Annotated in this window: 11 protein-coding genes; 4 read left to right on the top strand and 7 right to left on the bottom strand. The window is 68.2% G+C overall.

Annotated elements, in window-relative coordinates:
- Positions 1-5 precede the first annotated feature (5 nt).
- The gene (locus ABFX46_RS11935; protein WP_346041860.1) at positions 6-1,391 is read left to right on the top strand and encodes a dihydrolipoamide acetyltransferase family protein; all 1,386 of its coding nucleotides are present in this window, start codon (positions 6-8) and stop codon (positions 1,389-1,391) included.
- 52 nt (positions 1,392-1,443) lie between these two features.
- Here ABFX46_RS11935 and ABFX46_RS11930 read toward each other — a convergent pair whose 3' ends face one another.
- From ABFX46_RS11930 to ABFX46_RS11905, 6 genes are all read right to left on the bottom strand, one after another.
- Positions 1,444-1,683, bottom strand: a complete 240-nt coding sequence (locus ABFX46_RS11930; RefSeq protein ID WP_131944839.1) for a DUF6458 family protein — start codon at positions 1,681-1,683, stop codon at positions 1,444-1,446.
- Between the two features lie 91 nt (positions 1,684-1,774).
- Complete coding sequence (locus ABFX46_RS11925) at positions 1,775-3,304, bottom strand: OmpA family protein (protein WP_346041859.1); 1,530 nt, start codon at positions 3,302-3,304, stop codon at positions 1,775-1,777.
- Positions 3,305-3,504: 200 nt separating this feature from the next.
- A complete protein-coding gene (locus ABFX46_RS11920; protein WP_346041858.1) occupies positions 3,505-4,341 on the bottom strand; it encodes a phosphotransferase in 837 nt (278 codons plus the stop codon).
- A gap of 22 nt (positions 4,342-4,363) precedes the next feature.
- A complete protein-coding gene (locus ABFX46_RS11915; RefSeq protein WP_346041857.1) occupies positions 4,364-5,269 on the bottom strand; it encodes an aldo/keto reductase in 906 nt (301 codons plus the stop codon).
- Positions 5,269-6,456 (bottom strand): JmjC domain-containing protein, encoded by a 1,188-nt coding sequence (locus tag ABFX46_RS11910; RefSeq protein ID WP_346041855.1) that lies wholly within the window; start codon positions 6,454-6,456, stop codon positions 5,269-5,271. Before ABFX46_RS11910 ends, ABFX46_RS11915 begins: the two co-directional genes overlap by 1 nt.
- 9 nt (positions 6,457-6,465) lie before the next feature.
- Positions 6,466-6,588 (bottom strand): hypothetical protein, encoded by a 123-nt coding sequence (locus ABFX46_RS11905; protein WP_346041854.1) that lies wholly within the window; start codon positions 6,586-6,588, stop codon positions 6,466-6,468.
- A gap of 208 nt (positions 6,589-6,796) precedes the next feature.
- On the opposite strand from ABFX46_RS11905, the gene ABFX46_RS11900 reads away from it, so the two are divergent.
- From ABFX46_RS11900 to ABFX46_RS11890, 3 genes are read left to right on the top strand one after another with little or no spacing between them, the layout of a single operon-like run.
- Positions 6,797-7,681: an SLOG cluster 4 domain-containing protein gene (locus ABFX46_RS11900; RefSeq protein WP_346041853.1), complete on the top strand. Its 885-nt coding sequence runs from the start codon at positions 6,797-6,799 to the stop codon at positions 7,679-7,681.
- Positions 7,678-8,358 (top strand): RibD family protein, encoded by a 681-nt coding sequence (locus ABFX46_RS11895; RefSeq protein WP_346041852.1) that lies wholly within the window; start codon positions 7,678-7,680, stop codon positions 8,356-8,358. The genes ABFX46_RS11900 and ABFX46_RS11895 overlap by 4 nt, the downstream gene beginning before the upstream one ends.
- A gap of 39 nt (positions 8,359-8,397) precedes the next feature.
- Positions 8,398-8,736: a VOC family protein gene (locus ABFX46_RS11890; protein WP_346041851.1), complete on the top strand. Its 339-nt coding sequence runs from the start codon at positions 8,398-8,400 to the stop codon at positions 8,734-8,736.
- A gap of 58 nt (positions 8,737-8,794) precedes the next feature.
- Here the strand turns inward: ABFX46_RS11890 and ABFX46_RS11885 are convergent, their stop codons facing one another.
- A complete protein-coding gene (locus ABFX46_RS11885) occupies positions 8,795-12,229 on the bottom strand; it encodes a DEAD/DEAH box helicase family protein (RefSeq protein ID WP_346041850.1) in 3,435 nt (1,144 codons plus the stop codon).
- Positions 12,230-12,252: the final 23 nt, after the last annotated feature.

Raw genomic sequence — 12,252 nt, 5'->3', positions numbered from 1 at the left:
CGCCGGTGAGCGAGCCGAGACTGTTCAAGCTGCCGGACGTCGGCGAGGGCCTGACCGAGGCGGAGATCGTCAAGTGGCACGTCCAGCCGGGCGACACCGTCGAGGACGGCCAGACCATCGTCGAGATCGAGACGGCGAAGGCGATCGTGGAGCTGCCCTGCCCGTTCGATGGCGTGGTGGCCGAGCTGCTGGTCACCGAGGGTGAGACCGTGGACGTCGGCGTGCCGATCATCGCGGTCGGCGCCGAGGGCGGGGCGGTGGCGACACCGGTGTCCGAGCCGCCGGCGCAGACGGCGGCGCTGCGCGAGGAGGGCGTGCCGACGGCGAACGAGCCGGGCATGGTCACGTCTGAGGAGGCGCCGCCGAAACGCCAGCCGGTGCTGGTCGGATACGGGGTCAAGGAGGGGGCGACCAAGCGGCGTCCGCGCAAGGCGTCCAACGGTGCGGCGCAGGCCGCTCCGGCCGTGACGCCGGCGCCGCCGCAGGTGCGGCCGCCAGCACCTCGTCCACAGCCTGTGGACAACGGGTTGCCGCTGGCGAAGCCGCCCGTCCGGAAGATGGCGAAGGACCTCGGCATCGACCTCGCCACCATCACGGGTTCGGGGCCGCAGGGCTCGATCACGCGGGACGACGTCCTCGCCGCGCAGGCCGCGCCGCCCCAGGCGGCCCCCGCCCAGGCAGGTGCGCGTGAGGAGCGCGTGCCGGTGAAGGGTGTGCGCAAGGCGACGGCGGCGGCGGTGTCCGGTTCGGCGTTCACGGCCCCGCACGTCACCGAGTTCCTCCAGGTGGACGTCACCCGCACCATGGAGACCGTCAAGCGGCTTCGCGAACTGCCCGAGTTCGCCGACGTGAAGGTGTCGCCGCTACTGCTGGTGGCGCGCGCGCTGCTCACCGCCGTCCGGCGGCACCCGATGGTGAACTCCACCTGGGTGGACGGCCCGGACGGCGCGGAGATCGTGGTCAAGCACTACGTGAACCTGGGCATAGCCGCGGCCACCGAACGCGGCCTCATCGTGCCCAAGGTGAAGGACGCGCAGGACCTCGACCTGCCCGGCCTCGCGCGCGCGCTGAACGAACTGGCGACAAAGGCACGCGCGGGCAAGGCGTCCCCGGCCGACCTCTCCGACGGGACGATCTCCATCACCAACGTCGGCGTGTTCGGCGTGGACACCGGGACGCCCATCCTCACACCCGGGGAGGCGGCGATCCTGGCGTTCGGGCAGATCAGGGACATGCCGTGGGTCCACGAGGGCGAACTGGCGATCCGCAAGGTCACCACGCTCGCCCTGTCGTTCGACCACCGGATCGTGGACGGTGAACTCGGCTCGCGCGTCCTGCGCGACGTCGGCGACATGCTGGAAGACCCGATCCGCATGCTCGCCTGGGGCTGACGTTCCGGGGCCGGCGCCGTGGACGCGGCGCCGGCCCTCGGTCAGCTCGTTCTCAGCGCGGCGGGTTGTCGCCGTCGTACATGCGCTCGTCCCGGCGCGGGCCGGAGCCCGAGCCCGGTCCGCGCCCGCGGGCCGTCATCAGCATCTGCAGGACGAACGTCGCCCCGCCGACGATGATCAGGATGACTCCGATGACGTGGATGTCCACGGGGTCCGTCATCGCGTCCGGCTGGATGGCGAACTTGAGGATCAGCCCTATCGTGATCAAGAAAACGCTGACGCCGATACCCATTGCGATGACCTCCGCCGGACGATCCAATGCCGTGCTCTTTACCTATCCGTCCGGCTCGTCCGCCACACGTCGCGGCATCTATGAGACGGGTCTATGAGACGGGGACCTTGTCGACCTTGCCGAAGGGGCCGGCGTTGAAGGTCACCGACGTGACGTTGCCGGGCGGGGCGGGCAGGTAGACGAAGCCGCGGTCGGGCTTGCCCACGGCGGTGACGAAGGTGGCGCGTCCCGTGTCGACGTAGATGCTCGGACCGCCCACCCTTGCCGGGCCGACGCGGACGGCCCGGTAGACGTCCTTACCGCCGGGCGTCTGGATGGAGAACGAGCCGAACACGGCTCCCGGATAGTTGGGGTCCGGGTAGGACGCGTCAGGCGGGGTGGTACCCGGGCCCTGGTTGACGATGTCGAACACGGCGACGATGTAGGCACCGTCCCGGTAGAAGGGTTTGACGTCCAGCCGCCTCTTGTCCGCACCGAAGGTGGCCGTGCGCGTTGCCACCGTCTTGCCGTCCTGCGGTTGGAAGACGGCCGGCGGGGTGGTGCCGCGCGCGCTTGCCTTCAGCCGGTAGGAGATCTCGACACGGTTGTTGCGGGCGGCGTCCTTGGCGACGGGCTCGGCGTTCCCCTTGCCGCTCGCCGTGTAGGTGAAGCCGTTCCCCAGGCGTGTCTTCATTTCCTGCATGACGGCATCGGCCCGGTCTTTCGACAGCTTGGTGTCGTTCTCGCCGGTGTGCCCTTCAAATGTCAGCGCGCCCGTGGCCTTCGTCTTGATCTGCTGCGCGGCCTCGTCCAGGACGGCCTTCGCACGGCTCGACAACTTCGCCGAGGCGCCGTCGAACAGCGCGTCGGCGCGCAGGCTGACAGTGACCTCCGACGGGCTGGACGTGACGTCCTTGGTCTCGCCCTCAACGATGTCGTACAGGTCCACGGGATTTAGCCCCGTACCAACAGGCGTGGACGGCGACGGTGTCGTTGAGGGCGACTGCGTAGGGGCGGTGAAGGGCCTGACCCGTCCGAAGGGCTCGGCACCCACCGACGGCCGCCCGCCGACCGGCGGTGTGGCGGAGGGTGCCCTGGACGGCGCGACCGGTATCCCCGACCCGCTCGGGGGCATCGACGCGCCCGGGCTCCCCGAGGGCGCGCCATCGGTCACCGGAATGCCCGTGAACTCCCCCGCCGTCCCCGGAGTGATCGCCGTGACCTTCTGGACGTCCGCCGGTATCGGCGGGTATTCGGCGGCCATCTCCCGGACCGCGCCCGGGGTGAAGCCGGAGCCGCTCGTCGTCCCGGTCGGCTTGTAGAGCTTGCGTCCCACCGGATCGATCAACGCGATCTCGAACGGAACGGACTTCGTGGACGAGTCGAGCGACGTCACGCCGTACCGCAGCACCGCCTTGCCCGCCTGTCGCTGGACGCCCCGGATGTCGAGCCGCGCATGCAGCCCGTCCGCGCCCCCGAACCAGCCCTCCTTGGAGAACGCCCCACCGCTCTGCGCGGCAGGGCTAGGGACACCTCCCACCGTGACGGTCGGCGGCGCGACCTGCTCGGCCCGGCTACCGTCGGCGCAACCGGCGGCAAGGAGCAGGCCGACGAGAGAGACGGCGAGGGGCGAAGCACGCATCGGCCATCCGTCGGGGGTAACGGGCGAGGGACGCGGCCGATCTTAGTGAACGCCACCAGCCCCCGCCATACGCGTTGTAAGGCTGCGCCCGTTCCGCCACGACGCGAACGGTCAGCCTGCTTGAGAATCACTGGAGACGGCGGTGGCACGTGTTCCAGGACGTGCTGGACGGGTGTCTACCTCGGTATCACTGGAAGCGCTCAGGAAGTTCGGGAGGCACGCTGGTTCTCCAGCAGCCTCTGCGCATGTTCTCGGACATGTGGGGCGAGTCGGGCGTGGATGGGGTCGCGGTCGGCGGCTTGCAGGAGGATGACGGCGACGGTGAGTTCGGCAAGCCGGCCGTCGGGTGTTGCCAGGATGTCGGCAAGGGTGTCTCGGACGCGGGTCGCAAGTCCTGGGGTGAGGAGTGTGTAGGCGTACAGGTGGGCGGCGTCGAATCCGTAAGGGGCGGGGCCGAAGCCTTCCCAGTCGAGGATGGTCAGTTCAGGGCTGGTGAGGTTGGCCCAGTGGAGGTCGCCGTGGGCGAGGGTCCATCGGCGGACGGTGGTGTCGGTGCCTACATCGCCGAGGTAGCGCGGGATGGTGCGGTGTATGTAGTCCTGGGTGATGACGCGGGAGCGGTCGGCCGGGGCCTGGGTAGCTGCGACCGCGCTGATGGCCTGCCGCAATCGCGGCCACCATGCGCCGGGCAGGGTGATGTGTTCGGTGAGGTCTGGGGTCGGGGAGCAGACTGGCGCCGTGATGTAGCTACTGAGTTCGGCTCGGTAGGCGTACCCCTCTCGGGCCCAGTCCGCCGACTCCAGTAGCCGGGGGCGCGGGATCTCTGCCGGCAGGATGGCGGCGGCTTCCTGGGAGCCGGTCCAGAGTTTCCCGCCTTCCTTGCCTGCCGGTGCCTCCAGCACGCGGAGCCAGGCGGTGCCGTAGGACGTCGTGACGGGTGCACCGATGGTCCTTCCGCCGTGCCCCCATGCCTTGGCGGCGCTGTCCGCGGGCACGCAGCCGAGCCGACTCGTCGCGTCGGCGAAGGCCGTGTGCATACGTTCGCGGATGTCGGGGTCGTCAGGCTCTGAGAACACGGCAGATGTCCTGGAGGTGCGTAGGCGGGATGGCTGGACGCTGGAAGGCCCTGGATGCTTCTTGCCAGTGTGCCGTAGTCGAGGCCGAAAGCAGGGCTCCGGTGAGTCCGGGCGTGGAGGCCACTACCGAGAGCGCTGCGGCGACGTGCGAGGAGCCAGGTCTGATGAACTGGGCCAGGTCGGACGTAACCAGGTCGGCGAGTTCGCCGCCGTTCAAGGGCGCAGATGCCCACACGTCCAGACCAGCCCCGGCAGCCTCTGCAATGGGGCCGGTGCCGTGTAAAGCTTCGGCAAGGACGGCGAGTTCGATGAGGCTCACGGGTAGTTGAATCGCCCGCAGGTGGGTTCGAGCACTTCCCGCTGCTTGTTGCGCCGCGGCGATGAGTTCATGGATGGTGAAGGCGCCGCTGGTGAAGCCGCTCCAGGTGGCGATGCCGTAGCCGGCGATGTCGCCTCGGTGTGCGCTTTCCTCGAACGTCGTGAACGCTTGGGTAATCTGTTCGAGCAGTCGTTTCCGGTCGCCGTGTGCGTCGTGTTCGGGGTTGTGCAGGTACAGCAGGTCGAGTCGGTCGCGGCCTATCTCGGTGATGTTGGCCGTGATGCGGTGTCGAAGGTAGGCAGGGGCGATGGAGTGGCAGCGGACGGCCTCCTCAGGGGTGATGAGGCCCGCCCGTTGAGCTGCCTGGGCTTGGCTCCGGGTCATGTGGCCGGCCTTGGTGGAGATCTGCACGCCAGGGTGATGGGGCAACAGGGCGGCCAGTTGGTCGTGTGCGTTGCCCTTGGCGTAGACGGGGGCGGTGTCGATGACCGTGACTCCCGCCGCCATGGCGGCGCGGGCGGCGGCGGTCACGTCGCGGCATCGATAGGTGCCTAGACCGAGAACCGCCATCACGTCCGTCCTACGGCGATAATCCCGCTGTGCAACAACTGGTCGAGCAACTCGGCGGCCTGATCGATGGGGACGTTCGCGGCCTGGGCCAGGCCGCCGAGCGTGGTCGGCCGTCCGGAGACGAGCGTCTCCAAGAGCGGGGCTGCCTGGTCGGCGAGTGTCCAGCGTTGCCCGGCGGCTTCCAAGGTCACCGCCTGCTCGGCGCGGCGCAGGACCGCCCTGGGCGTCGTGAGTCGGACGGGTAGGCCAGGGTCGTCCGGGAGCCGCTCGTGGACCGCGTGCGGCAGTGAGAAGCCGCCTCGCGGCCCACGGACGGCATCACACGCCGCCAGGTAGGCGTCGATCACCGTAGGGTCGTTCAGGCGCTCGGCCAAGAGCTTGCCCATCTCGCAGCGCCAGGCCGTCTGGGTGTCCTGGTCGGCCAGGCGCGGGATGTCGGCCCGGACGCAGTCCTGTGCGCGCAGGTCATCCACCAACCACGACAGCATGTCGATGCCGGTGTGCGTGGCCAGGCCGCAGGTCAGGTGGAGCGAGGGTTGCCCGGTGGACGCGGCGGCGGCGTGCCACCAGCCGCGCGGGACGTGCAGGGCGTCCCCGGCCTGGAGAGTGAACTCGTCGATCGGCTGTTCGGGTGGTGTGTCGTCGAATGCGACGTCGCGATATAGCGGGGCAGGGCGGGTGGGGCCGTAGATCCGCCATCGCTTGGCGCCGGATACCTGGAGGACGATGACGTCGTGGTCGTCCCAGTGGACACCGAAACCTTCCTTCGCGGTCCACGATGCATAGGCGTTGGCCTGTACGCATGTACGAAGATGGCGTTCGAGTGTGTTCACCATGCTGCCGATCGGCGGGTGCATCTCCTCGATCGCGTCCAAGACCAGTGTCGCGCCGTCGCGGAGCTGCTGGGCAACCAGATGCGGTTGCGGGGCCTCCCACGGCGGCATCCGCCGGTATGTCCGGCGCTGACAGTACTCCGACACGGGGATGGCCGCGCCGTCGGCGGACAGGCGCAGACGAGGCGGTTCCAACCGGTGGGTGTCCAAGAGCCGGTTTATTGCCGGCCAGGTCAGCAGGCCGGCGAACCGGTCTCGTCCGACGGACGCGGCTGGGTAGACCCGGTGAGTGCGGCCCAGGTCCTGGGCGAGGAACCGCTCCCCGCCCAGGACCTCGACGATCACATCGATCATGATCGCTGGTCAGCCGTCGTTGAGGTCGGACTTGCCGGAACCCCCGCCGTCGGACGGCTGGGTGGCGCGGCCGCGCGCCGCGACGATTTTCTCCACGGCCACCACCAGGCCGTCGGTGTTGCTGCTGTCCACTGGAGTTCTCCCTTCCCCCCGCCTCTGGTCGGCGGTGGTGTCGGGCCTTAGCTTGTGGTGGTCAGCGCGGATCGAACAGTGACCGGGGCCGTGCCCTGTTCCCGTGGAACCGGCCCACGGACGCGTCTCGCGAATCACCATTGCGCGCGGGCTGTGCGCCGCTACCCTCTGACAAGGGACTTTCGGCGAGTCAAGGACGAATCGCAACGTGACCAGACGCAGGACCTTCGATCCCGGAGTGGTCCCCGTAGGATTCTGGTGTCGCAAGGACGTTGCGCAGGCCCTTACCGGCCGCGATGTCGGTCAACTGTTCCGGCTGTTCCTCGGGCAGTTCGCCGACTGCACCCAGACCCAGTTGGCACTACTCACCCAGCATGATCGTTCCGACATCTCCAACTGGGTGCGCGGTACCCGCCAGGGCCGAGTGTCCGACATCGAGGTACTCACTCGCATCGCCGACGGCCTCCAGATCCCCGATCAGGCCCGTCTCTTGCTCGGCCTCGCCCCGGCCAATTCGTTTCCGCTCCACCTGAAGCCAGCCGTACCCCGCCAGCGTGCGGACGCGCGTGACACCGATGATGAAGCGGCGGCGTCAGCACCAACACACGTAGCCATCTGCGGCAGCAGGGCACCCGACACCGACGCCAGCGTGATCGACGCCGCCGTACGGTGTCTGGCCCGCCTGGTCATGAGCCGCCACTACAAGGTCAGCCATGGCCCGGTCGGCGTGGGGATCGAGGTCATGACCTACATCGCCGACCAGTACCGTCCCCCTGACATCGCCCTGGCCATCGGGCTGTTCGGACATCGCAACGTCATCCGGGACGCGGAGTTCGTCATCGTCCTCGGTGGCGGGGCGGGCACCCAGGCGGAAATCGACCTAGCCCTGTCGATGGGCAAACCCATCATCGCCCTGCCGGCCAGCGGAGGCACCGCCCGCCGCTTCTACCACCAAGCCGCCCGCGACCACCGTCTTCGCGGACCGCTCGACGATGAACAGTTCGCCGCCCTCAACGCCTGCGCCGACCCGGGCGAGGACTTCGTCCGTATCGTCGAGCAAATGATCAACAACGACCCTCGGAGCACCACATGACCGAACGCCCCTACGTGCTGCTGTCCTGCGCCGCCTCGGTCGATGGCTACATCGACGACACGACCGACGAGCGGCTCCTACTGTCCAACGACGAGGACTTCGACCGCGTCGACGAAGTCCGGGCCGGCTGCGACGCCATCCTCGTCGGCGCCAACACCATCCGCCGAGACAACCCACGCCTGCTCGTCCGAACCGAGGAGCGCCGCAAGGCACGTGTCGCCCGCGGCCTGCCCGAAAGCCCGGTCAAGGCCACCTTCACCGCCCGCGGTGACCTCGATCCCGACGCCAAGTTCTTCACCACCGGCGACGTCGAGAAGATCGTGTACTGCTCGAGCGCCGCGGTCGACAAGTGCCGCGACCGTCTCGGCGACGCCGCCACCATCGTGGACGCCGGCGACCCCGTCGACCTCAACACCATGCTTGCCGACCTCGCCCGCCGAGGAGTACAGCGCTTGATGGTCGAAGGCGGCGGCACCGTCCACACCCAATTCCTCACAGCCGGACTGGCCGACGAACTCCAGCTCGTGATCGCCCCGTTCTTCGTCGGTGACTCCGGCGCCCCACGCTTCGTCGGAACAGGCGAGTTCCCTCACCACCCCGGCAACCGGATGGCGCTCGAAGAGGTGCGCCCCATCGGCGACGTCATCCTCGCCCGCTACCTCCTCACCTCCTCCTGAATCGAGAAGAGCGCGTTGTTCACCGCCTGCACCCGAATCATGATCTTCTCCGAGGACCCCGAAAAGTCCGCGCGCTGGTGGGGGAGCGTCTTGAATGCCCCGGTGAACCTGGACGTCAAGAGAGACTCGGTGTTCGCCTGGTTCACGGTCGGCGGCTTCGAAATGGGCTTCCACATGCTGGACGAGAAGAACGACCCGCGCGGCGGCGGCCTGGTCCCCTACTTTGCCGTCCCTCACCTCGACACCGCTCTGAACACTCTGCTGGCCGCCGGATGCACCCAGCACCGCGGCCCCTACGCCCCCGACGACGGCACCGGGCACCGCATCGCTCAGATCGTGGACCCGTTCGGCACCATCATCGGACTCGACGGCCCCTGACCTCCATCCCGGTTTGGAAGCGACGCCGCGGCGGGCCGTTCCGGCGTGCTGCGACCGGTCAGCCGGCTTGGGAGTCGGTGGGAAGAGCGGTCGCGCGGACGCGTTCCAGGACGTGCTCGATGGACGTCACCTCGGTCTCGGTGAAGAGGTCTTCCGGGCCGCCCGGGGCCAGCCCGGTGAACGGCGGCCTGTAGAGCGCGCCGACGTCCACAACGCCGTTCTTGGCCAGGAAACCGATGAGGAGCTGGAGGAAGTCGAGCTGCGAGGCCGAGAGCTTCTTCCCCGCCTGGAACTGGTCGAAGGCGGCGGTCGCGGCCTCGTACTCCAGCCCGGTGGTCGAGCGCAGGAACAGGCCGAGGTCGCCGTACTCCTCCCTGACCTGGTCGATGTCGTCGCGGGTGCCGAATCCGGAGGCGATGAAGACGTCCTCGAAGTGGTGGATGTCGAGGGTGGTGAGCTGGCGGTTGCGCAGTAGCTTCTGCACGGCGAGTTCGTGTTCGTGGCTGCGCAGGTACGTGCGGACCTTGGTCTCGAACCGGGTCCGGTTGGTGCCAAGCGAAACACCCCTGAGTTCCGCCTCGGTGAGCTCGCCCAGCTCGTCCTGGAAGTCGGTGTAGAGGACGCCCTTCTTCGCCTTCTGGATTAGTTTGGCGAGACCGCGGATGCGGCGGCGCATCAGTTCCAGCATCGGCAGGGAGACGTCCTGCCACCACTCGTCAAGGGTGAGGTCGGACAGCAGTTCCCGGTGCTTGGCCACGACGGGGTTGTTCAGCGTGGTCGGGTCGAGGAGCGCTTCGGCGATCTCCTGGACCTGGTCTCGGAGCGTGTCGTACGCGGGGTCGCCGTTGAGGACGGCGAGTTGGAGGCGCAGGGCGAGAAGGTCGAACCGTTTGGCCTCCTCGCTGTTCTCGTCCTCGCGGAACTCGGTGGGCAGGCCCGCCAGGTTCTCGGTGATCTCCTCGCGCTTCTCGGCGGTGATCCGCTGCCAGCTCGCGGGGTCCTGGTAGCGCTCGACCTCCGCCAGGCGGCGGCGGACCTCGATGTTCTGCGGGTTCATGCCCGAGACCTCCTCTTGGAGGCGGGCGGCGAGATCCCGGCGGAGTCCGGTTTCGGTTTGTGTCCCGTCCGATTCCGGGGACGGCTCCGGGGGAAGGTCCTGCCGGTCCAGGCCGTAGAGGAGGTCGGTCCGTTCCCGGAACAGGCGCTCGCTGAGGGACGGCTGGACGCGGCCCTCGGCCGTGGCGATGTCCTGGTTGAAGAATTCGACGTTGCAGCACAGGTCGAAGACCAGGAACTTCTGCTTGTCGATGTTCGGCCCGAACAGGTCCGGGCACAGGCGCGTGCCGCGCCCGATCATCTGCCAGAACTTCGTCTTGGACCGGACGAGCTTGGCGAACACCAGGTTGACGACCTCGGGAATGTCGATCCCGGTGTCGAGCATGTCGACGGAGACGGCGATGTGCGGGGGCGAGTCCTTCAGCGAGAACTTATCGATGAGGTCCTGCGCGTAGGAGTCGTCGTGCGTGATGACGCGGGCAAAGTCACCGCGGTGCTCGGGGTACAGCTTGTCGAAGCGCTCGACGATGTACTGCGCGTGCTTCTTGTTGCGGGCGAAGATGATGGTCTTGCCCAGCCGGTCCCCGCCCTCGACCTTGCCGCCGTGATCCATGAGCGTCTGGAGCATCTTGTCAATGGTGTCGTCGTTGAACAGGAACTTGTTGACCTCGTCGGCGGTGACCCGGTCGGGGACGCCGTCCTCCTCGTCCCAATCGAGGAGGTCCCACATCACCTTCTCTTCTTCGGGCAGTTCGTCGTAGCTGATGCCCTGCTGCGGGAACTTCAGCGGGACGTTCACCGTGAACGGCGGGACGAGATAGCCCTCGGCCACGGCCTCGTCCAGCCCGTACACGTCGGTCGGGACGCCGTCCTCCAGGTGGAACAGGCGGTAGGTGTTGCGGTCGATCTCGTCCTTCGGTGTCGCGGTCAGCCCGACGAGCAGCGCGTCGAAGTACTCGAAGATCACGCCGTACTTCTGGTAGACGGACCGGTGCGCCTCGTCAACGACGACGAGGTCGAAGTAGCCGGGGCCGAACCTGCGCAGGTCGCCGTCCGTCTCGTTGATCAGCCCCATCATCGTCGGGTACGTGGACACGTAGACCCGGCCGTCCTCCTTGCGGTCGGCCAGCAGGTTCACGGTCGGTGTGCCGGGCAGGTGGGCTTTGAAGGCGTTGGCGGCCTGCGTGACGAGGGCCTTCCGGTCCGCGAGGAACAGGACGCGCTTGATCCAGTGGGCGCGCTGGAGCAGGTCGATCAGCGCGATGATCGTGCGGGTCTTGCCCGCGCCCGTCGCCATGACGAGGAGCGCCTCGCGCTGCCGGTCCCGCTCGAACGCCTCGGCGATGCGGCGGATGGCGCGGCTCTGGTAGTGGCGGCCCGCGATCTCCTTGTTGATCACCACGCCCTGCAACGCCTGGCGGCCGGCGCGCCGCTGGATCAGCGTCCGCAGCTGGTCCTTGGTGTAGAAGCCCTGGACCTCGCGCGGCGGATAGGCGACGTCGTCCCAGATGAAGGTCTGGTAGCCGTTGGTGTAGAAGATGACCGGACGCTGCCCGAACCGCTGCTCCAGAGCGTCCGCGTAGAGCTTGGCCTGCTGCTGGCCGGACACCGCGTCCCTGGTGGTGCGCTTGGCCTCGACCAGGCCAAGCGGCCTACCGTCGTCGTCCCAGAGGACGTAATCGACCTTGCCCTTCCCGGACGGTGACGGCAGCCCTTCGACCGGAAATTCGCGGTCTTCCTGCTTGTCGAGCGGCCAGCCCGCCTCCTTGAGCAGAAGATCGATGATCAGGTCACGGGTCTTCGCCTCGTCGTAGTCGTGCGTGTCGGGCTGGTCGACCTTCGCGGCCTTGGCCGTCCTGATCTCGGCGCGCAGCCGGGCGACTTCTTCGTCCAGGTCCTGCGTCCTGCGCCGTTCCTTGATCAGGTCTTCCTGCTGCCGGGCGTACTGCTCGGCCATCGCCTTGATCTCGGCCTGCTTCTTCCGCCGCACCTCCGCCGGCTCCGGGGTGGGGATGAGCGACCGGTCGAACGCCAATTCCGCGGCCGGTCCCGATTCCTGATCCCGGGTGTAGTGCCGGGCGATCCAGTAGAGGACGTGGAACAGTTCCGCGACCGTCCGGACGGCGACCCCGGGCCGCACTGGTTCCGGCCGGTGGACGGCGTTGTTGCCCTGCCGACGGATCACGTCCATCTTCGTGCGGATCGGCGGACCGACCACTTGCGTCAAGGTCGGCTCGGCGATCAACGCCGCGAGATGCCCCTGGTAAGGAAGCCTCAGCTTGCCGTCGGCGCGGTACAGCCAGTTGGCCGCGAGTTCGAGGGTGCGTCTCGCATAGAAGCAGGACGCGCGCGGATCGGCCTCCGCCAGCCGCTCCGCCCGGACCGCTTCGTCGTACAGATCAGGCCACTCGCCTTTGAGGAACCCGAAGTTGCTCAAGAGACACCCTTCCCCGCCGGGAC

This window comes from Actinomadura chokoriensis (genome assembly GCF_039529475.1).
Lineage (GTDB): Bacteria > Actinomycetota > Actinomycetes > Streptosporangiales > Streptosporangiaceae > Spirillospora > Spirillospora bangladeshensis.
This window is presented reverse-complemented; position numbering and strand designations above follow the sequence as displayed.